Origin of the sequence: Maribacter litoralis (genome assembly GCF_902506355.1) — a bacterium.
GTDB lineage: Bacteria > Bacteroidota > Bacteroidia > Flavobacteriales > Flavobacteriaceae > Maribacter > Maribacter litoralis.
Genome location: NZ_LR733271.1, coordinates 1,260,738 through 1,280,695 on the forward strand (window position 1 = coordinate 1,260,738; position 19,958 = coordinate 1,280,695).

Consider the following 19,958-nt stretch of genomic DNA (forward strand, 5'->3'; position numbering starts at 1 on the left):
ACCAACAAAATGATTGATTGATGAATAAACTCTCTACATCATAGCACCGATTGCCCTGTTCTGACTTTCGGTTACTATTTGACCGTCGAATAGATTGACTACTCTGTGCGCGTAGTGCGAATCTCTATCTGAATGCGTTACCATAACTATGGTGGTTCCCTCTTGGTTTAGTTCCGTTAACAAATTCATTACTTCAATACCGTTCTTGGAATCTAGATTACCTGTTGGCTCATCTGCAAGAATCAATTTTGGGTTGGTTACTACCGCTCTTGATATTGCCACACGCTGCTGTTGACCACCAGATAATTGCTGCGGAAAATGCTTTTCTCTATGTGCTATTTTCATACGCTCCAATACTTTCATTACTTTCTCCTTACGTTCTGCTTTACCCATTTTCAAATAGATCAAGGGTAGTTCCACATTCTCAAAAACGGTTAACTCATCTATAAGGTTAAAGCTTTGGAATACAAAACCTAAATTTCCCTTACGCAGTTGCGTACGTTCGCTCTCTTTTAGTCCGCCTACTTCATTGCCCGCAAAATTGTAACTGCCTTCCGTAGGGTTGTCCAGCATTCCAATAATGTTCAACAAGGTAGACTTACCGCAACCGGACGGCCCCATAATGGCAACAAATTCGCCATCTTCTACTTTTAGGTTGACACTGTTCAATGCCAAGGTTTCTACTTCTTCTGTTCTAAAACTCTTTTTTAGGTTTGTAATGGTTATCATATTCCTGCGTTTTTTGTTTGTTATAATGACGCTCAGATTACTCTGATGTGACAGTTGGTTCTCTATTTCAAAACTATTCTCTCAGCTTCCCCGAAATTATCATAGTTACTGGTGATTACTTTTTCTCCGGGTTCCAAGCCTTCCAATACTTCATAGTATCTAGAATTCTGTTTCCCTATTCTAATATTTCTTTTGATGGCTTCTCCACCATCAGGGTTTACAACAAAAATCCATTGTCCGCCCGTACTTTGAAAAAAGCTTCCTTTTGGCAATAATAATGCATCGTTAGATTCGCCTAATTGTAATTTAATATTATAGCTCTGACCCGAACGAATGGTCTCTGGTTTGTTATCGGTAAAAACCAAATCAACCTTAAATCTTCCGTTTCTTACCTCTGGATATACTTTTCGCAATCGTAATGGAAATTCGGTACCGTTACGCTCTAAAACCGCCACTAAATCTCTCTTTACACGATCAATATAATGTTCGTCAATATCCGCTTCAATTTTATAATCTGTCAACACGTTGATTTGACCTATTCGTTGCCCTTGTGAAATGCTCTGACCGATTTCTGCATCTAAAAATCCCAATTGACCGTCAGCTGGAGCTCGTACATTTAAGTGATCTAACCTTTGGTACACCATACCTAAAGTTTTCTGCATACGCGCCAAATCGGTATCCAAGCCTCTTAATGATGTTTCACGTAATTCATCATCTTGCTCGGTTTGCAATTTTACGATCTCATACTGTTTTTGAGACAGCTCATAATTTTCTTTGGATAACTGAAAAGCTTCTCTTGAAATCAATTCCTCTTCGAACAATGCTTTGTTCTGTTCATAATTTCTTTTTAAGCGTTGCAAATCTGTACTTGCCGTTGCCAAAGATTTTCTTCCTTCTACCTGTCTAGAATCGAAATTCAATTTTGTGGAACGCAAATCATTTTGCTTTAATGCCAAATTACTTTCGCTTGCCAAAATCTGCTCGTACAAATTCATGTTTTCAAGCTTCAAGATGATATCGCCTTTCTTCACCATGGCACCTTCTTCAATCAGTTTCTCACTTACGCGCCCGCCTTCATAGGCATCCATATAAATAGTGGCTATTGGCGCTACATTACCATTTATAGTAATGTAATCATCAAACTTACCATCAGAAACCGCGGCAATTGACAGTTTATCTTTTTCTGTTCTAAAGGTCGATACCGAACTGGCAAATAACAGTTGGTAGCCAACAAATAATAGCAATACGCCTAAGGCAATATAGCCGTAGTGTTTTGGTTTTAATCCTTTTTTCTTTTCTAGTTTTATATCCATGGTAATCGTTTGTTCGTTGTTCGTATTAAATCTCCCTCTTAATACTATTTACTTAATACTATTTACTTAATACTAATCTATATTGAATACTGGTAATCCCCTGTAAAAATCCAATGTGCTTTTATTGATTTCCGATCGCAATTTCACTTGTAAATTTTCGTTTTGTGCACTGGCGTATAAATTTTTGGCGGTAAACAGTTCCAAGGCATTTATCAAGCCTTTTTCATATCTTTTTTGCGCTATGGTGAAGGCTAAATTTTGCGCCTCCATTTTTTGATTGCTCTGTACCAACTCAACCAGTAAAGAATTATAATCTTGTACTAATTGCTGAATAGTTTGAAACAATTCTTGTTCTTGTGTTTTTAAATTATTCTCGGCACGTAACTTTTCTATTTTAGACTGCTTCACCTGCGATCTTGCCGACCAACCGTTACTAATTGGCACGCTTAAATTTACCCCAATATACTGCGAAGTATTATCTCTAAACTGTTGTCTAAAAGGTAAGGTTTTGCCCAAGGTATCTCTTGTGGTCTCGAAATAACCGGTACCAATACCAGCAAAAAATGAAAGCGACGGGTACAGTCTACCTCTAGAAACCGCTACCTGCTTTTTTGCCGCTTTAGCTCTAAACTCCTGTGCTTTTATCAATGGTAAAAATTCTCGGGCTTCGGTGTATACTGAATCAGATTTCATTTCCATTTCCGCAACGCCAACTTCCGGCAATTCTTTCGCTATTTCAATTTCAGAAGTATTTTCTAAATTCATTTGTTGGATCAAGGTCAGTTTTGCCGATGCCAATTGGTTGGCACTTTGTGTTACGTTCAATTTATCGGTCAACAATAAAGACTCTGCTTCATAAAGATCGGCACCTGCTTTTAAACCTAATTCCACTTGCTTTTCTACCAAGTTGTAATTTGTTTGTGATACCGTTAGTTGTTCTTTTGAAATTTCTACCAAGCCCTCAAAAAACTGTATATCATAAAAAGCCTGCATGACCCTAAATGCCAATAAGTATTTTTGCTGAAGCACTTCTTCTTCCGTTGCCTTGAACAATAATTTTGAAGCCTTAATAGCATTGATTTTCTGAAATCCCTGAAATAAATCGATAGAAGATTCTAAAGAATAATTATTGGAATAGAAATCTTGATTCACAAATGTACCCGTATTTGGATCTTCCGCTCTACCATAATTCACAAGATAGCTAGATGATGCATTTACCGAAGGCAACAAATTACGAACCGATTGTCTGTAGGTTTCCTTATTAGATTGGTTGGTGTATTTAAAATCGTTCAGCTGTAAATTGTGTTCCAACGCATAGGCAACGCATTCATCTAACGTCCAACGCTCTTGTGCAAAAACAGATGCCCAAATGGAGCAAAGTAAAAGTGTCGTTATTATAATTTTTTTGTTCATTTCTTAATTGGTATGCCATTCTCTATACTATATGCGTGCCATAATTTTAAATAATTGATTTACAGTTTATTACAACTAAATAAAAATCAACCATAATTTACCAGTGTAAAAATGTTGTACAGATATTGTCAAATATTTTTACACTTGTATGAAAATACAAACTTCTATATGTAGATTTAAATGAGTTAATAGCATATACCCATGATCGACGCGAATATCCTTGTAATAGATGATACCAAAAGTGTACTTAGTGCTCTTGAGATATTACTACAGTTTGAGTATAAAAGTGTGCAAACCATATCTAACCCTAATTTACTTTCATCATTTCCCAACCTTAAGGAAATAGACATCATATTATTGGACATGAATTTTTCTGCGGGAGTAAATACAGGAAATGAAGGATTGTATTGGCTTAGGGAAATAAAAAAGAAGGCGCCTCATATATCGGTTATTATGATGACCGCCTATGGTGCCGTGGAGCTTGCTGTTGAAGCCATTAAAGAGGGAGCAACCGATTTTGTACTGAAACCATGGAACAATGAGCGACTTTTAACTACGGTAAAATCTGCCTACGAACTTAGAAAGTCGCAAAAAGAAGTGCAACACTTAAAGCAGAAAGAAAGTAACCTTAAGCAGGTTATTAACCAAAATACCAATTACATCATTGGCAATTCAAAAGCACTTAATAGTGTATTGAGCCTTGTACAGAAAGTTGCCAAAACCGATGTCAATATTTTGGTTACCGGTGAAAATGGAACGGGTAAAGAACTTATTGCCAGAGAACTCCATAAATCATCTGCAAGAAATAACGAGGTTTTTATTTCTGTGGATATGGGGTCCATTTCAGAGAATTTATTTGAAAGTGAACTCTTCGGGCATGTAAAAGGTTCTTTTACGGATGCGAAGGACGATCGCGCCGGTAAGTTTGAAGCCGCTAATGGCGGAACGCTTTTTTTAGATGAAATAGGAAACCTCTCGCTACAGATGCAAGCCAAACTATTATCTGTAATTCAGAACAGGGTAGTCGTTCGCGTGGGATCTAACAAACCTATTCCCGTAGATATTAGATTGGTATGTGCTACCAACTGTAATCTAGAGCAAATGGTGGCAGATGGCTTGTTTCGTGAGGATCTATTATACAGAATAAATACCATACAAGTACAAGTACCAGCACTTAGGGACAGAGATGGTGATGTATTGGTATTGGCAGACTATTTCCTTAAAAAATATGCCCATAAATATGGTAAACCAAGTTTAAAAATAAACCAAACGGCACAAGAAAAACTAATGGGCTACCCCTGGCCAGGAAACGTACGGGAGCTTTTACATACTATGGAGCGTGCCGTAATTTTATCGGAAGGAAATGTGCTGAAACCAACCGATTTTCTACTGGACGCAAAACCAACCGTTACCATGGAAACCGGACCAAAAACCCTTGAAGAAATGGAATTATTAATGATTACCAAAGCACTGAACGATAATGATGGTAATTACAGTGCTGCAGCAGACCAATTAGGTATTTCAAGACAAACCCTATATAACAAACTTAAAAAATCGGGTAAATAATGGTCAGCAAAAGTATATACTACCAACTGGTTTTCAGGATTATTCTAATTGCCGTTTGCGCGTTGTTAACCGCATTTTTATTTGCCAAAGAACATTATCTCCTTGGCGGTATTTTAAGTATCGTTTTTATAGGACAGACATACGCACTTATACATTACGTAAACCAGACCAACAGAAAAATAGCCTATTTTTTTGATGCCATAAAAAATGAAGATTTTACCCTGCGTTTTCCTGAAAAATTAAGTGTAAAATCTATAGAAGAATTAAACCATAGCCTGAATATGCTGAACAATATGATTCAAGATATTCACCTAAAAAAGCAGGCACAAGAACAATATTATCAAGAAATTTTACGACAGGCAGATATTGGTATTTTCACGGTAAACGATAAAGGGCATATTCTATACGCCAACCCTACAGTACAAGACCTTCTTAATTATAGACCTCTGAACCATGTAAAACAGTTAAAGCAAATAGACCCAGAACTCTATGAACTGTTTGAAGCATTGCAACCTTTTGAGAGTACCATACACTCTTTAGGCAATGAACGAGGAAAAAAAGAATTGACCCTAAAATGTACGCCCATTTCCATTGAAGGAAAACAACTGTTATTGGTCATTGTACATGACATTCAAAAAGAACTAGATGATAAGGAAACGGATTCGTGGGTAAAATTGATCAGGGTACTTACCCATGAAATCATGAATACCATTACCCCAATTACCTCTATCTCTGAATCTATTTTAAAATATTTCAAAAAAGGAAACGAACTTTCTACGCCCGATGAATTTGGTGAACTACAAATAAAAAATTCTGCCAAAGGTCTTGAAGTGATAAAGGAACAAGGTAATGACCTAATGAGTTTTGTACAGTCTTACCGCACATTTTTAAGTGTACCCGAACCTGATAGAGAATTAATACCTGCCTCTAAAATTTTAGAGAAAGTTCGCCTTTTGCTACAAGAGTATACCAATGCACATGATATAATTCTTGAAATAACCATAGAACCTGACAATCTAGAGCTGTATATTGATGAAAAACAGCTGACCCAAATACTCCTTAATTTAGGAAAAAATGCACAACAAGCGTTAGAAGGACAAGAGGATGGCAAAATAGTAATCATAGCCGGCATATCGCCTCAAGGTAAAAAATACATTACGGTTACGGATAATGGCCCCGGTATTTCTCCAGAAATGTTAGATGAAGTATTTGTTCCCTTTTTTACGACCAAAAGTACTGGTACCGGAATCGGACTTAGTTTAAGTAAACAGATTATGCGTTTGCACGGGGGATCTATTCGTGTAACTTCTAATGAAACAACAACGTTTACACTAACCTTTCAATAATACTATAATTCTGCTTTAAGCTCTGTAAACGGGTCCCAGAAATGTTTGTCTAAATTAACGATCTGTAAATCTTTTATTTGAACACCTTCTGCCTCTAACAACTGTTGCATAAGGTTGGTACCGTCGAAATGATGCTTACCGGTTAATATGCCTGCTTTGTTTACCACTCTATGCGCGGGAATATCTTCCATAGTATGCGATGCGTTCATTGCCCAACCTACCATTCTGGCACTACGTGCGGCACCTAAATATTTAGCGATGGCACCATATGAGGTTACCCTACCTTCAGGAATTAACCTAGCCACCTGATAGACCCTTTCAAAGAAATTCTCATTTTCAGGTTTCATATCTATGCTAATTTTTGAATAATCTAAATGCAGTAAATATAAACAACAGGACCATTAGACCGCTTAATATATAATTACTGTTTTTAGAGAACGATGCTGTTCTATGTTCCCATCTATTAAAATAAATGACATACAGATACATGGCTAAAAAAGTACCACTACCCGTAGCAAGTATAAACAATACTTCATCTATAATTTCATAGGTCATTATACCCTGGGAATGGAATACGGTATTAAGACCGCTATAATACGGTATGGCCAACAAATTGATCATCGCCAAGAATACCCCTTTGGAAAAGCTATTGCGTTTTTTGGTCTCCACGAGCATTAAAGGTTTACTTTTTTGCTTCTTCCCTTTTATCAAAAATACAATCGCCAAAATTAAAAAAATCACTAATGCCAACTGAAGCAGAACTACTATAACATGCTGGTTTCTTGATATTAGTTTAGCTATGCGAACGGCAATATAGGTTTGAACCATTACGGCCAATGCTACCCCTAGCCCAAAAATAATACCATTGGCCTTCCCTTTTTCGACACTGGTTTTAGCAGCGTTCAAATTAAGTAGACCCGGTGGTAACGATGCAAAAAAGGCTGCACCAAAAGTAAAAACAAATAAGGTTGGTAGTTGTTGCATTGGTTTAGTTTACCCTGAACCTAACAAAGGTTATTGGCTTTCCCTTTTCAAGATACTGATTTTCATAGAAAGTCTGTATTTCCAAGACTTCTTTAGGGCTACCCTCATTTTTATACACATCATGGTTGGCGTAAAGTACCTCTAGACCAAGACCATGCAGCAGACCTAGTGTATAACCGTGCATAAACTCACTATCGGTTTTTAAATTAACGGTTCCATCTGCTTTTAACACCTGTCTGTAACGTTCTAAAAATACCGAATTGGTCATGCGGTGCTTTGTGCGTTTATATTTAATTTGTGGATCTGGGAAGGTAATCCAGATTTCAGAAACTTCGGCCTCACCAAATATATGATCGATCAATTCTATTTGTGTACGTATAAAACAAACATTGGGTAGATTACCTTCAATAGCTTCTTTGGCTCCTTTCCAAAAACGAGCGCCCTTAATATCGATACCAATAAAATTCTTATTTGGAAATTTCTTTGCCAGGCCAACGGTATACTCTCCCTTACCACAGCCCAATTCCAATACAATAGGATTGTCATTTTTGAAATGGGTATTCCATTTTCCTTTTAACGGAAAACCATTTACCACCTCATCTCTGGTTGGTTGAATTACATTTGAAAAGGTCTCGTTTTCTTGAAATCGTTTTAACTTATTCTTACTTCCCACAATCTTTACATATAAACTGCGACAAATCTAAGAAAAAAGCAAGGGTTAGCGATTATAGTACTTCCTCTATTTGAACGATACTTTTCTCTAAGGTAAAAGAAAACTCAGATCCTACCTCAACGGCACTTTCCACATAAATTTTTTCGCCGTGTGCCTCTATAACATGTTTTACTATGGCAAGCCCCAAACCAGAGCCACCTTCGCGACGGCTACCACTTTGATCTACGCGATAAAATCGCTCAAAAAGTCTAGGAATATGTACTGCCGGTATACCCTCTCCATTATCGGTGACCCTTACAATGACCTTGTTTTTAACCAAATTCTCCACACTTACTTCGGTTGTACCATTATTGTTACCGTATTTAATGGAATTGACCAAAAGGTTTGTAAGTACCTGTTGAATTTTTTCCTTGTCTGCAAAAACAAAAATTGGATCAACATACTCCATATCAAATGTCAGCGTAATGTTTTTCTTGGCCGCCTTCATTTCTAAAAGGTCAAATACGCTTTGTATTAAATCTATAATATCAAAAGAGCGCTTATCCAAATTAAGATCCCCGACTTCCAACTTTGTAATCAGGTCCAAATCTTTTACGATATAAATCAATCGATCTACTGCTTTATTCGCCCTTATCAAATACTTCTTACGTACATTCTTATCATCGATCGCACCATCCAACAAGGTTTCAATGTAACCTTGTACGGTAAACAATGGTGTTTTAAGTTCATGAGATACATTGCCCAGAAAGTCTTTTCGATATTCTTCGCGAATTTTAAGGGTATCGATTTCAATTTTCTTATCCTTCGCAAACTTCTCAATTTCTTGCGTTAAGGTTCTCATATCCGTAGTTACAGGATACGAGGGTATAGTACTTGACTCTAACAACTCTACATCGTCATAGATTTTTTTAATTCGTCTATAAATAAATTTCTCTATTCTTAACTGTAGGGTAATAAATGAAATAATAAAGAAAAACAATGCCGCAGAAAGTAAAATAACCCAATTTATGGTACTAAATTTCCATTGTAATGCGGCAAGCGCGGCTATTCCAATTATTACAATATATAGCGAAGAACGAAATGCAAAGCGGTATGATTTTTTAGAACGTAGGGGCGCAGCCATTTAGAGTACAAACTTATATCCTACTCCCTTTACGGTTTTAAAATGGTCTTCACCTATTTTCTCACGAAGTTTTCTAATATGTACGTCGATAGTTCTACCACCAACAACCACTTCGTTACCCCAAACTTTGTCTAAAATAACTTCTCTTTTAAACACTTTACTTGGTTTAGAAGTTAACAAGGCCAACAATTCAAATTCTTTTCTAGGTAAAATTATCTCTTTACCTTTTTTAATGATCTTGTATTCTTCCCTATTAATGACAATATCGCCCACCTTGGTAATATCTTCTTGAGCGTTTTCCTCATTTTTAATTCTTCGAAGAAGTGCGTTTACCTTACTTACCAAAACTTTGGGCTTAATAGGCTTGGTAATGTAATCATCTGCCCCGGCATCAAAACCGGCTACTTGTGAATAATCTTCACCTCTAGCGGTCAAAAAGGTGATTATGGTACTTTCCATACCCGGTGTTCTTCTTAAAATTTCACAGGCCTCTATACCGTCCATCTCTGGCATCATTACATCTAACATAATAAGGTGTGGAAGTTTTTTCTTAGCCTTCGCAACACCGTCTGTACCGTTCTTAGCAGTATAAACGTCGTATCCTTCTGCGGATAGATTATAACCTATAATCTCTAGGATGTCTGGTTCATCGTCAACTAAAAGTATCCTAATATCCTTCTTTTTCATGGTTTTTAAAATGGATTGATTCGCTCAAAAGTAAAGATAATACTATTACTGATACCTCAGTTAACATTGATTTAATGTAGTAACGTTTAGATAACATTAACAAAATAAATGTTTAACATTGATCTAACCCGAACATTACACCCCATCTCTTTCTTTGCCGTGTTTAATAAACAGCATATTCAATATGCTTACAACACTAATAAAACAAAAAGACAAAATGAAAAAATTAATTTTCTCTCTATTGACAATTACGTCATTTGCTCTTACCTCATGTAGCAGCGACGATGACACTCCAACTACTACCGATGACGATCCAATAGTTGAAGAGCCAACAGGTGAAGTAATTACTTTAACCGGTGTTTTAACTGAAGATCAAACATGGGAATCAGAAAACATATACATATTAGATGGTAGAGTTATTGTTGATGAAGGCGTAACCCTTACTATCGAGGCTGGTACTATCATTAAAGGTGAAGAAGGATTGGAAACTCTTGCTTCTGCTCTTGTTGTAGATCAAGGAGCTACATTAATAGCTGAAGGTACTGCTAGCGAGCCAATTATCTTTACTTCTGTATTAGACGATATCGCTCAAGGTGAGACTACAGGTACTTTAGACGTTTCAGATACAGGTCTTTGGGGTGGTATTATCGTATTAGGTAATGCTCCTATCTCTGTAAACGGTGATCTTGAAACTGCTCAGATTGAAGGTTTACCTGCTGATGAGTCTTACGGACAGTACGGTGGTACAGATCCAGCGGATAATTCAGGTAGCCTTAAGTACATCTCTATTCGTCACGGTGGTATCACTATTGGACAGGATAATGAAATCAACGGGTTAACACTTGGTGGTGTTGGGTCTGGTACGGTTATAGAAAATATTGAAGTTGTTGCCAACCAAGATGATGGTATCGAGTGGTTTGGTGGTACTGTTAACGTTTCAAACGCTATCGTTTGGTCTCAAGGTGATGACGGTTTTGATACTGATCAAGCTTGGAGCGGTACACTTACTAACGGTTTAGTTGTTATGGGTAGCGAGTCTGGTTCTGGTCTTGAGCTTGACGGTCCTGAAGGTAGTGCAGCTACTGAAGGTGGTTTCACAATGGAGAACATTACTCTTATAGGTGCAAACACTTCTAGTAAATATGCTGACTTAAGAGATGGTCTTATCGCCAACCTTAACAATGTTTTCGCTTACGGATTCAATGAAGAAGCTACAGTAAGTATTAGTGGTGAAGATTCTGCAACTGAACTTTCTGCAGATCGTATCGCTTTCTCTAACTGGGAGTTTGTACTTCCTGAAGGATTGGTTATCGGTGATATCTTCGCAGGTGATTTCAATGAAGGAGACGAAACTAAATTTACAGACAACGCTACTGCAGTAGGGTCAGGAACTGTTGGTGCTGATGTTGATGCTTTTTCTTGGACATTTGCTGCTAGCGAAGGTGCTATTGCTGTTTCACCAGAAGGCGTGACGATCACTAAAACAGGTATAATCAACTCAGACGAAACTTGGACAGCTGAAAACATATACATATTAGATGGTAGAGTTATCGTAAACGAAGGTGTAACCCTTACTATCGAGGCAGGTACTATCATTAAAGGTGAAGAAGGTTTAGAAACTCTTGCTTCTGCTCTTGTTATTGATCAAGGCGCTACATTAATAGCTGAAGGTACAGCTACCGAGCCAATTATCTTTACTTCTGTATTGGATGGTATCTCTCAAGGTGAAACCACAGGTACTTTAGACGTTGCAGATACTGGTCTTTGGGGTGGTATTATTGTATTAGGTTACGCTCCTATCTCTGTAAACGGTGATCTTGAAACTGCTCAGATTGAAGGTTTACCTGCTGATGAGTCTTATGGACAGTACGGTGGTACAGATTCTGAAGATAACTCAGGTAGCCTTAAGTACATCTCTATCCGTCACGGTGGTATCACTATTGGACAGGATAATGAAATCAACGGGTTAACACTTGGTGGTGTTGGTTCTGGTACAGTTATAGAAAATATTGAAGTTGTTGCCAACCAAGATGATGGTATCGAGTGGTTCGGTGGTTCTGTTAACGTAACCAACGCTATCGTATGGTCTCAAGGTGATGACGGTTTTGATACTGATCAAGCTTGGAGCGGTACACTTACCAATGGTGTTGTTGTTATGGGAACTGAATCTGGTTCTGGTCTTGAGCTTGACGGTCCTGAAGGTAGTGCAGCTACTGAAGGTGGTTTTACAATGGAGAACATTACTCTTATAGGTGCAGGTACTTCTAGTAAATATGCTGACTTAAGAGATGGTCTTATCGCCAACCTTAACAATGTTTTCGCTTCTGGATTCAATGCTGAAGCTACAGTAAGCATCAGTGGAGAAGATTCTGCAACTGAACTTTCTGCAGATCGTATCGCTTTCACAAACTGGGAAATAGTTCTTCCTGAAGGATTGACAACAATCGGTGAGGTTTTTGCCGGTGACTTCAATGCAGGAGACGAAACTAAATTTACAGACAACGCTACTGCAGTGGAAACAGCAACTGTAGGTGCTGATTTATCAGCCTTTGCATGGGCTTCGGCTGCAACAGAATTAGGCTTATAATTCTAAAAAACATAAAATAAAAACAATATGTCCAAAGGCTTTAAATAAGCCTTTGGACTATTTTATTAAATAACTGAGCCTTATAAATTTAAATAAAATGTTGAAAAAATTTCTTTTTGTAACATCCCTTGTACTAGCACAGTGGTCCTTTGCTCAAACCGGTACCATTTCAGGGAAAATGATGGATGGCGAATTTAATGATGTACTCCCATTTGCCAATGTATTAATACAAGGTACAACGATAGGTTCCTCATCTGACTTTGACGGTATTTATACCCTTGAGGCCGAACCAGGCACCTATACATTAACATTCTCTTATCTTGGTTATACTACAAAACAAATTTCAGATATTGTAGTTGAAGCCGATAAAACGGTCGAAGTCAATGTAACATTAGAGCCGGCATCTTCACAATTAGACGAAGTAGTCGTTACTACTACGGTAAGCAAGAACACAGAAGCATCCGTTTTAAATCTTCAGAAAAATTCGGTTACGTTAATGGACGGATTATCACTTGAAGCGATAAAAACTACAGGTGCAAGTAATATTGCTTCCGCTATTAAAAGTGTACCAGGGGTATCTGTACAAGAAGGAAAATATGTATTTGTTAGAGGTTTAGGAGATCGTTATACCAAATCTATCTTAAACGGTATGGATATACCTGGTTTAAATCCGGATAAGAATACGGTGCAAATGGACATTTTCCCTACTAATATTCTAGAAAATGTAATAGTTCTTAAATCTGCAGCTGCAGAATTACCTGCCGATTTTACCGGTGGTGTTGTAAATATCGTTACAAAAGATTTCCCAACTCAAAAACAAATGTCTATTTCAGCTTCGGTTGGTTTTAATCCTGACATGCATTTTAAGGACAACTATGTTACCTATGAAGGTGGCGGAACAGACTTTTTAGGATTTGACGATGGAACTAGGGACTTACCGATATCTAAAGAAACTGATATTCCTAATCCTTCCAATTCAGCAGAAAACGGAACTTTAGAAGGTATTACACGTTCTTTTGATAAAACACTTGCTACCCAAAGAGAAAATTCGAAACCAGATTTCAGCTTAGGATTCAGCTATGGAAATCAGTTTGATGTTGGTGATAATAAACTTGGCTTTATCGCTTCTATAGATCACAAGAACACCACTACCTTTTATGAAGGATTTGAAAATGGTATCTACCAAAAAAGTCCAGATTCTGATGTTAATGAATTACGATTCGACAGAATACAACAAGGAGATTTAGGCTCTAATAATGTTTTGACTTCCTTTTTAACAGGCTTGTCTTATAAAACCGGAAGGTCAAAATACAAATTGAATTTACTGCACATACAAAATGGAGAAACCAAAGCAGCATTTTTCAATCAAGAAACACAGCTTTCTAATGATATTGATGTAGTTAAAGATAACTTAGAATATTACGAACGCGCAGTATCTAACCTTTTACTTTCTGGAAAACATACATCTGATGATGCTTCATTTATAACCGAGTGGAGTTTATCGCCAACCTTGGTAAATGTTAATGATAAAGATGTAAGATTAACTACATTCATTATTGATCCAGATGGTTTCTCTATTAGTTCTGATGCAGGTTTTCCACAACGCCTTTGGAGAGATCTTAAAGAAGTAAATGCTGTTGGAAAAGTTGACTTTTCTAAAAGCTATGAAATGTTCGGTAATAAGTCTATGCTTAAGTTTGGTGGTCTTTATAGCTACAAACAAAGAGAGTATGATATTCAAAACTACAATATAGCTTTCCGTAATTTTGCTACTGCAGATCTAAATGGAGATCCAGATGCAATATTAGCAGATGAAAATATATGGACAGTAGAAGGTGGTTCTGGATCTTATATTAGAGGTAATTTTCAGCCTGCTAACAGCTATGATTCCGATCAACAAACTACCGCAGCATACCTATCTAACGAATTTAAATTTTCTGAAAAATTCAGAGCAATATTAGGTGTAAGAGCAGAGCAGTTTATAACTCACTTTACAGGTCAAAATAATACAGGTACAGAAGTATATGATGATGAAAAGACCATAGATGAACTAGATTTCTTTCCATCCGCTAATTTAATTTACGGTTTAAAAGAAAATGTAAACTTTAGATTTTCTTATTCAAAAACTACGGCAAGACCAAGTTTTAAAGAGCTTTCTGTTGTTCAAATCACAGATTTATTAACGGGTAGATTATTTATCGGTAATCCAGATTTAACCCCTACCTATATTGATAATTTTGATTTTAGATTCGAAGTTTTTGGAGATAGAGCCCAAATGGTAGCTTTTAGTAGTTTTTACAAAAAATTCGAAGACCCAATCGAAATTGTTGCCTATAGTAATGTTGCTCCTAATCAAATTACACCTCGTAATGCACCGTCTGCAGATGTATTTGGAGTTGAACTTGAAGCACGTAAAAACTTTAATTTTATTTCCGAAAGCCTAAGTGATTTAAGTCTTAACTTAAACATATCTGTTATAGACTCTAAAATTGAAATGGCCAAAGGGGAAGATCAAGAATATGAAACTAGATTAATTTTCGCTAGAGATGGTGAAACTATTGATGACACCAGACAATTACAAGGTCAGTCTCCTTACTTGATAAACGTTGGCCTAAACTATAATAATAGAGAGAACGGATTTGAAACCGGTCTCTTTTATAATGTTCAAGGTAAAACCTTGGAAATTATCGGTTTCGGTCAAAATGCCGATGTTTTCATTCAGCCATTTAATAGCTTAAACTTTAATATCTCTAAAGAATTTGGAGAAGAGCAACGTTCTAAAGTTAGCTTTAAGGCGAATAACTTACTTGGCGATGAACGAGAAAGTTTATATGAGTCTTTCGGTGGAATCACAAACCGTTCTTCTTTTAGAGATCCAGGATTATCATTCTCTTTAGGATATAGCCTTTCTTTCTAAAAAGAAAATGCATTCATTTAGAAAAAGCCCGCAAATTGCGGGCTTTTTTGCATTTCATCGAAAAATTTAGAAGAAAGGGTCTACCACATTGACATTCAGTCATCAATATTTATATATTTGTGGTATACCATTTGTATTGTAGTAGCGTATGAAGCACCTTTACCTAATCATCTTTTTTATTTTCACTTCCTTCTGCTATGGGCAAAGCACCCAAAGCAATGGTGATATTGGTGGTTTTAGTATGTACCCAAATCCGGTTACAACAGGTAAAGTTTATATTTCCACAAACATAAATGCACCAAAAGAAATATTCATTTACGATGTTTTTGGCACATTATTACTAAAGACAACCATTTTAGGTAAAGAATTAAATTTATCTGATTTAGATGCCGGCGTTTATGTGTTACGCGTTCTTGAAAAAGACAAAATGTGCACACGTAAGTTGATCGTTAAATAAACTTAGCCCCTACTACCCACAAGTTTTCAAAGAAACCTCTTTCGGTTAACTGCACATATTTACGACGAAATGCAAAGGCTATTTCATTGACCTACATAAATTTAGCTTTCACAACATTTTCAGTGTTCTAGTTACACTTCTATCTACCTTTACAGTGTTGATCCCAAATCAATAAAAAATGAAGAAAATCTACTTTATGCTATTTATGGCAGTCTCCGTTGGTTTGTATGCCCAAGACACCATAGATATCAACAACCTACATAATGATGAAATTACTGGTTTTAAATTATACCCAAACCCAGCAATTGCAGATGTTGTTTACGTAACTACACAACAGAATTCTTTAAAAGATGTAAGGATATACGATGTATTCGGCGAATTAGTTTTGAGAGAAAAATTATCTGCCAAAGCCATGAATATCTCAAGCCTATCTCCAGGTGTTTATGTAGTGCAGGTAACGGAAAATGATAAATCGATTACACGTAAACTTGTAGTCAAATAATTTGCCGACATAATTTCAACTCAAATCCATTAAAATAATTTGGTTCAGTACCTTTGTCATAATCGGTCAGAACCATGAACAATAATGCTATTTTTGATATACGCACAGCAGATGATTTTTTAATCCAAGCACTGCGTATTTTTAAGTTTCAATATGCGAACAATACAGCATACAAAGCTTTCTGCTCTTTTTTAAATGTAAACCCAAACACTGTTCATACCTTAGAACAGATACCTTTTTTACCCATTGAGTTTTTTAAATCTAAAAATGTTCTCAGCAGTACCGATGCTACTGAAATTACCTTTACAAGTAGCGGAACCACGGGTAGCGAAACGAGCAAACACCATGTTACCGATTTAAGTTTATACGAGAAAAGTTATCTAAAGGCTTTTAGCCATTTCTATGGTGACATCGAAGATTATTGCGTGCTTGCCCTTTTACCTTCTTATTTAGAACGTACAGGGTCTTCTTTGATCTACATGGCAGATGATTTGATCAAAAAATCTAATCACCCCAAAAGTGGTTTCTTTCTAAATGAATATGAAGAGCTGTACCGATTACTGTTAGAGTTACAAAAAACAGATACCAAAATATTGATTATAGGAGTTTCTTTTGCATTGCTTGAATTTACCGAGAATTATCAGTTAAACTTAAAGAATGCCGTAATCATGGAAACCGGAGGTATGAAAGGGCGCCGAAAAGAAATTGTGCGTCAAGAATTACATGAGTTACTTTCAAAAGGCTTTGGCGTAGAGCACATACATTCTGAATACGGAATGACCGAGTTACTTTCTCAAGCATACTCCAAAGGCAATGGTGTTTTTGATTGCCCAGCCTGGATGAAGATTTTAGTACGCGATACCGAAGACCCACTTACCTATCTACAAAATGGTAAATCTGGCGGTATCAATGTCATTGACCTGGCGAATATTAATTCTTGCTCTTTTATTGCCACACAGGATCTTGGCAAAATAAATCATAACGGTACTTTTGAAATTATCGGTAGATTTGATAACAGTGACATACGGGGGTGCAACCTCATGGTGCTTTAATAACTCTATTTATATAAATTATACGTTTTGTAAAACCAAGACGTTGTCTATTAACATATTTACAGTAAATAAATGTTAATGCGCTTTTATACTTTTCTCTTCATCCAACTGTTATTCGTCATTTCTACTAATGCACAAAATATTAAAAAAACATCTCTGCCAAACTGGGTGACCCCAATCACATACGAAGAAGAAAAAAATCCTAATAATGAAGGTGCATACAAATATTTGGTTTTAGACTATCAAGATAATATAATTCAAAAAGAACAATACGTACATTATGCCGTTAAGATTTTAAACAACGAAGGCATACAAGAAATGTCTGACATCAATGCCATTTTTGATCCTGCATTTCAAACTATTGCATTTCACAAGGTACAGGTTGTACGAAATGGTGATATAATCAATAAACTACAAAACGCTGCTATAAACACTTTCCAAAGAGAGACCAATTTAGAACGTTCATTATATGACGGTTCTTTAACCGCTGTAATCAATCTTTCAGATATAAGAGTTGGAGACATCGTTGAATATGCCTACACGCTTAAAGGTTTCAACCCTATAAATAAAGGCAATTACGCTAATTTGGTTTATGAAGAATATACTATACCTATCAACAAAATATACAGCAAGGTCTTAACCGATAGAAACCAGCCAATATTTTATAGATTACTCAATGGTGCTAATGAGCCTAAAATAGAAAACACCAGTTTCGGGACAGAATATTCATGGGAAAATAATAGCAATGAATTTGTAAGTTATGATAGTAATACCCCTTACTGGTATAATGTGCAAAAAAGAATATCCATTTCAACCTTTGATAGTTGGAAAGATGTTTCCAACTTATTAACTCCACATTACCAAAAACCAAAAAAGCCTTTAAAACTACCCATAACAATAGATGAAAATTTAGATTCCAAACAAGATGTTATTGTAAAACTGATTAGGTTTGTGCAAGATGATGTTAGATATTTAGGTTTTGAGGCCGGTGTAGATGCATTTAAACCCCACAACCCACATGATGTTTTGAACCGTAGATATGGTGATTGTAAAGACAAATCCATGCTATTATCTACATTATTGCAACAACAGGGAGTGGATGCTTATCCTATTTTGGTTGACAGTGGATCAAATGAACATTTAGACGAGTACGCCCCTAGCCACTTTATTTTTGATCATTGTATTGTCTATTTTGAACACAATAAAAAAGAATACTTCGTAGACCCCACCATAGCCAATCAAGGCGGAGACCTTTATCGTCTTTACACGCCAAACTACAAATTTGGATTAGTCTTAAAAGAGGGCAGTAACGAATTAAAAAAAATACCTACTTCTACAACACCAAGAATTAATATTGTAGAAGATATCACATTGGACTCTATAGGTGGTAATGCAAAATTTGAAGTTAAAACAGAATACTTTGGCAGTAAAGCTGACGAAATAAGATCTTATTTTAAAAATAATACCGAACAAAATATCAATAAAGAATACTTAGGGTTCTACAGTAATCTTTACCCTAACATAAGTTCTATTGGCAAGGTTACGGTACTGGACGATTCAAGACCTTATGAAAATATAGTTACAACAAACGAATACTATTCCATTGAAAACTTATGGAACACCATTGAGGAAGAGGAGACGATATACTTCGATACCAATTCTTTGGTACTAGATGGCTTAATTAGTTATAACAACTCATTAAAAAGAAATATGCCCTACAATGCCGGCATACCGTTTAGTTTTACCCAGGTAACCCGTATTTTAATGCCAGAACCATGGTTCATAAACTTAAAAGATATTGAATTAGACAATGACTTTTACAGCTTTAAAAAAAGTATAGATGTTAACGGAAACATGGTTACCATTCATTACAGTTATGAATTAAAAACAGATGTTATACCAGCAAATGAGACTGAGACATTTTTAAAGGGTCTTGACAGTGTAAGAGAAGATATTGGTACACAATTAACGTACACGTATAACGCCTCTACATCTGATATTAGCTGGCTTTCGATAATCATAGCAATTTCAGCCATTGCCATAAGCATATTTTTTGCACTCAAAATTTTCAAAAACTTTAACCCAAGTAAGGATGATATAGCAACTTTACCTGCCCAACAATTTGGTGGATGGTTAATTTTGCCCATTATCGGTTTAGTACTTACTCCTTTCTACATTATAGTTCAAATTTTTGATACAGGATATTTTGACCGTAGTATTTGGGAAGGGTTTGAATATTCGGGTTATGACAACGTAGGTTTTCTAAAACTGTATTTAGGCATGGAACTTTTTTACAACTTTGCATTTTTGGTATTTGTAATCCTTACTATTATTCTGCTGTTTAAAAAACGAACCAGCACACCAAAAATGATGATGATTTTTTACGGTTGTAATCTTGGTATTATTTTATTGGAAAGCTTTCTATTGAATCAATTTGGCATTCCCGATCCAACTGTTGTTTCTGATATTTTCAGAGCAGCAATATCTACCGCTATTTGGATTCCTTATTTTCTGTATTCCGATAGGGTTAAACGTACTTTCGTTACTACTTATGAGCATAGTGAATCAATTACAGAAGAATCATTTATAAAAAATACGGTACAATAAGT

General features: G+C 36.2%; 16 protein-coding genes. 8 read left to right on the plus strand and 8 right to left on the minus strand.

Annotated elements, in window-relative coordinates; all coding sequences use genetic code 11:
* Positions 1–33: 33 nt before the first annotated feature.
* From EXIGUO8A_RS05170 to EXIGUO8A_RS05180, 3 genes are all read right to left on the minus strand, one after another.
* Positions 34–729, minus strand: coding sequence for an ABC transporter ATP-binding protein (locus tag EXIGUO8A_RS05170; protein WP_058104953.1), 696 nt, complete (start codon positions 727–729; stop codon positions 34–36).
* Positions 730–791: 62 nt separating this feature from the next.
* Positions 792–2,042 (minus strand): efflux RND transporter periplasmic adaptor subunit, encoded by a 1,251-nt coding sequence (locus EXIGUO8A_RS05175; protein WP_159302207.1) that lies wholly within the window; start codon positions 2,040–2,042, stop codon positions 792–794.
* A 72-nt stretch (positions 2,043–2,114) separates the two neighbouring features.
* Positions 2,115–3,455 (minus strand): TolC family protein, encoded by a 1,341-nt coding sequence (locus EXIGUO8A_RS05180; RefSeq protein ID WP_159302209.1) that lies wholly within the window; start codon positions 3,453–3,455, stop codon positions 2,115–2,117.
* Positions 3,456–3,656: 201 nt separating this feature from the next.
* On the opposite strand from EXIGUO8A_RS05180, the gene EXIGUO8A_RS05185 reads away from it, so the two are divergent.
* Together EXIGUO8A_RS05185 and EXIGUO8A_RS05190 are read left to right on the plus strand one after the other, a co-directional pair.
* The gene (locus EXIGUO8A_RS05185; RefSeq protein ID WP_159302211.1) at positions 3,657–5,021 is read left to right on the plus strand and encodes a sigma-54-dependent transcriptional regulator; all 1,365 of its coding nucleotides are present in this window, start codon (positions 3,657–3,659) and stop codon (positions 5,019–5,021) included.
* Positions 5,021–6,367, plus strand: a complete 1,347-nt coding sequence (locus EXIGUO8A_RS05190) for a sensor histidine kinase (RefSeq protein WP_159302213.1) — start codon at positions 5,021–5,023, stop codon at positions 6,365–6,367. Before EXIGUO8A_RS05185 ends, EXIGUO8A_RS05190 begins: the two co-directional genes overlap by 1 nt.
* Positions 6,368–6,369: 2 nt before the next feature.
* Here EXIGUO8A_RS05190 and EXIGUO8A_RS05195 read toward each other — a convergent pair whose 3' ends face one another.
* Genes EXIGUO8A_RS05195 through EXIGUO8A_RS05215 form a run of 5 tightly spaced genes read right to left on the minus strand, consistent with a single transcriptional unit; the run spans position 6,370 to position 9,834 of the window.
* Positions 6,370–6,714: an MGMT family protein gene (locus EXIGUO8A_RS05195; protein ID WP_159302214.1), complete on the minus strand. Its 345-nt coding sequence runs from the start codon at positions 6,712–6,714 to the stop codon at positions 6,370–6,372.
* 7 nt (positions 6,715–6,721) lie between these two features.
* Positions 6,722–7,351 (minus strand): LysE family transporter, encoded by a 630-nt coding sequence (locus EXIGUO8A_RS05200; RefSeq protein ID WP_159302216.1) that lies wholly within the window; start codon positions 7,349–7,351, stop codon positions 6,722–6,724.
* Between the two features lie 4 nt (positions 7,352–7,355).
* Positions 7,356–8,024: a tRNA (guanosine(46)-N7)-methyltransferase TrmB gene (gene trmB / locus EXIGUO8A_RS05205; protein ID WP_159302218.1), complete on the minus strand. Its 669-nt coding sequence runs from the start codon at positions 8,022–8,024 to the stop codon at positions 7,356–7,358.
* Positions 8,025–8,076: 52 nt separating this feature from the next.
* Positions 8,077–9,147, minus strand: coding sequence for a sensor histidine kinase (locus EXIGUO8A_RS05210; RefSeq protein ID WP_159302220.1), 1,071 nt, complete (start codon positions 9,145–9,147; stop codon positions 8,077–8,079).
* Positions 9,148–9,834: a response regulator transcription factor gene (locus EXIGUO8A_RS05215; RefSeq protein ID WP_071340491.1), complete on the minus strand. Its 687-nt coding sequence runs from the start codon at positions 9,832–9,834 to the stop codon at positions 9,148–9,150.
* 217 nt (positions 9,835–10,051) lie between these two features.
* Between EXIGUO8A_RS05215 and EXIGUO8A_RS05220 the strand changes: the two genes are divergently transcribed.
* From EXIGUO8A_RS05220 to EXIGUO8A_RS05245, 6 genes are all read left to right on the plus strand, one after another.
* Positions 10,052–12,421: an autotransporter outer membrane beta-barrel domain-containing protein gene (locus EXIGUO8A_RS05220; RefSeq protein WP_159302222.1), complete on the plus strand. Its 2,370-nt coding sequence runs from the start codon at positions 10,052–10,054 to the stop codon at positions 12,419–12,421.
* 97 nt (positions 12,422–12,518) lie between these two features.
* Positions 12,519–15,338 (plus strand): TonB-dependent receptor, encoded by a 2,820-nt coding sequence (locus EXIGUO8A_RS05225; RefSeq protein WP_159302224.1) that lies wholly within the window; start codon positions 12,519–12,521, stop codon positions 15,336–15,338.
* 148 nt (positions 15,339–15,486) lie between these two features.
* Positions 15,487–15,795, plus strand: coding sequence for a T9SS type A sorting domain-containing protein (locus EXIGUO8A_RS05230; protein WP_159302226.1), 309 nt, complete (start codon positions 15,487–15,489; stop codon positions 15,793–15,795).
* A gap of 178 nt (positions 15,796–15,973) precedes the next feature.
* Positions 15,974–16,297, plus strand: a complete 324-nt coding sequence (locus EXIGUO8A_RS05235) for a T9SS type A sorting domain-containing protein (RefSeq protein WP_159302228.1) — start codon at positions 15,974–15,976, stop codon at positions 16,295–16,297.
* A 74-nt stretch (positions 16,298–16,371) separates the two neighbouring features.
* Entirely contained in the window at positions 16,372–17,349 is a 978-nt protein-coding gene (locus tag EXIGUO8A_RS05240; RefSeq protein WP_159302229.1) for a LuxE/PaaK family acyltransferase, read from the plus strand.
* Between the two features lie 168 nt (positions 17,350–17,517).
* The gene (locus EXIGUO8A_RS05245) at positions 17,518–19,956 is read left to right on the plus strand and encodes a DUF3857 domain-containing protein (RefSeq protein WP_159302230.1); all 2,439 of its coding nucleotides are present in this window, start codon (positions 17,518–17,520) and stop codon (positions 19,954–19,956) included.
* Positions 19,957–19,958 lie beyond the last annotated feature (2 nt).